The following is a 2,416-nucleotide window of genomic DNA, read 5'->3' on the forward strand; positions in this document are numbered from 1 at the left end:
CCGGAACATTCCGTTCCCCGCCGATTAAGCATTCCGCGCCTTCCGCTTTTCCGATGTCGATGTATGATAAAATCTTGTTCATTTGTTCATTTGATGCTTGGGCACCCATCATTGTTTCTAGGTCTAACGGGTTGCCTAATTTAATTTCTTCAATTCGTTTTAAAGCCCGTTCCATAAATTTTTCATAAATAGATTCTTGAATTAACGCACGAGAGGGACATGTACACACTTCCCCTTGGTTTAAAGCAAATAACACCATTCCTTCGATTGTTTTATCCAGGAAGTCATCGTCTTCTAGCATGACATCTTCAAATATGATGTTTGGTGATTTTCCACCTAATTCTAGTGTAACTGGAATAATATTTTGCGAAGCATATTGCATAATTAAACGCCCTGTCGTCGTTTCTCCTGTAAACGCTACCTTCCCAATTCGCGGGTTCGATGCCAATGGTTTCCCTGCTTCTACTCCAAATCCATTCACAATGTTTAACACGCCTTTTGGTAATAAATCTTGAATTAATTCTACTAAAACTAAAATAGAAGTTGGCGTTTGTTCTGCAGGTTTTAATACAAGACAATTTCCTGCTGCAAGCGCTGGGGCGATTTTCCATGCTGCCATTAAAATAGGAAAGTTCCATGGAATAATTTGTCCAACCACCCCGATTGGCTCTTTGAAATGATACGCCACTGTATCATTATCAATTTGAGAAATCGTTCCTTCTTCTGCACGTATCACACCAGCAAAATAACGAAAATGATCAATCGTAAGCGGAATATCTGCATGTAACGTTTCTCGAACTGCTTTTCCGTTGTCCCACGTTTCTGCAACCGCTAATGTTTCTATATTTTCTTCTAACCGATCAGCAATACGGTGCAGAATTAAAGATCTTTCGCTTGGCGATACTTTTGCCCACTCATCTTTTGCAGCATGAGCCGCATCAAGCGCCAATTCAATATCTTCCGCACTAGAACGAGCAACACGACAAAAGGTTTTTCCCGTAACAGGTGTAATATTTTCAAAGTATTGCCCTTTTACCGGTGCTACCCATTCACCATTAATAAAGTTTTCATATTGCGCTTTAAATTGGACTTTACTACCCGGTTGATTTGGAAATGCATACGTCACTTTTTTCCCCTCCCATATTCTCAAAAGCTAGAGCTACTTTTCTTTTTTATAATGCAGCTTCAATTATTGCTTTTACGTCTTCGATGGTTGCTTTTCTTGGATTTGTTAACATCGTGGCATCTTTCATCGCATGATTAGCAAGTAATTCAACATCTACTTTTTCCACACCTAATTCCGTAAAGTTTTCTGGAATCCCAACATCATATGCTAATAATTCAATCGCCTCAATCGCAAGCTCTGCAGCTTCTCGATTCGGAACACCTGCCACATTTTCGCCTAATGCCCATGCAATATCGACAAAACGGTCCACTTTTGCAATTAAGTTATAACGACAAACGTGCGGTAATAAAATCGCATTACAAACACCGTGTGGTAAATTGTAAACACCTCCAAATTGATGGGCGATGGCATGTACATAACCTAAAGAAGCATTATTAAATGCCATACCTGCTAAAAATTGAGCATAGGCCATGTTTTCTCGCGCCTCGATGTCTTGTCCATTTGCAACAGCACGACGTAAATATTGACTAATTAATTCAATCGCCTTAATCGCACAAGCATCTGTTAAAGGAGTAGCATCTGTAGATACATATGCTTCTACTGCATGTGTTAATGCATCCATTCCTGTTGCAGCTGTTAACCCTTTTGGCATTCCTATCATTAGATTGGGGTCATTAATCGAAATAAGTGGTGTCGTATGTTTATCAACAATCGCCATTTTTACTTTTCTTTTCGTATCCGTAATGACACAAAAACGAGTCATTTCACTTGCTGTTCCAGCTGTCGTATTGATAGAAACAAGTGGTGGTAATGGTTTTTCTGACTTATCTACCCCTTCGTAATCATGAATCGTTCCACCATTTGATGCGACAATTCCAATCCCTTTTGCACAATCATGCGAACTTCCTCCACCTAAAGAGACGATAGAATCGCATTGCTCGTTATGATAAACCTCTAACCCTGCCTTTACGTTTTTATCTGTTGGATTGGGTTCTGCTCCTGGAAACACCACTACATCTAGCCCTGCCTTTTTCACAATCGATGCAATTTCATCTGCTATACCAAGTTGTTTCAACCCTTCATCTGTGACTAATAACGTTTTCTTGGCACCTACTCCTTTTAATCGGTCGCCAACTTCTTGAATCGCACCTCTCCCCATTAAGTTCAAACTAGGAATATAAAATCCATATACTTTGTTTTCCATGAGTCATCTTCCTTTCAAATATTTTAACCAATCATTAGTGTTTACGATTTATATCAGAATCATTACAACATTTCTTTCCACCCCCC

The 2,416-nt window shown here is 39.4% G+C and carries 2 protein-coding genes; both read right to left on the minus strand.

The features are described 5' to 3' along the window. A partial coding sequence (locus BN1372_RS00700) for an aldehyde dehydrogenase family protein (RefSeq protein WP_062196987.1) occupies nucleotides 1-1,126 on the minus strand: 1,126 nt, incomplete at its 3' end. 46 nt (nucleotides 1,127-1,172) lie between these two features. Further along, nucleotides 1,173-2,330, minus strand: coding sequence for an iron-containing alcohol dehydrogenase (locus tag BN1372_RS00705; protein ID WP_062196988.1), 1,158 nt, complete (start codon nucleotides 2,328-2,330; stop codon nucleotides 1,173-1,175). Nucleotides 2,331-2,416: the final 86 nt, after the last annotated feature.

The organism is Massilibacterium senegalense (assembly GCF_001375675.1).
Taxonomy (GTDB): Bacteria; Bacillota; Bacilli; order Bacillales; family Massilibacteriaceae; genus Massilibacterium; species Massilibacterium senegalense.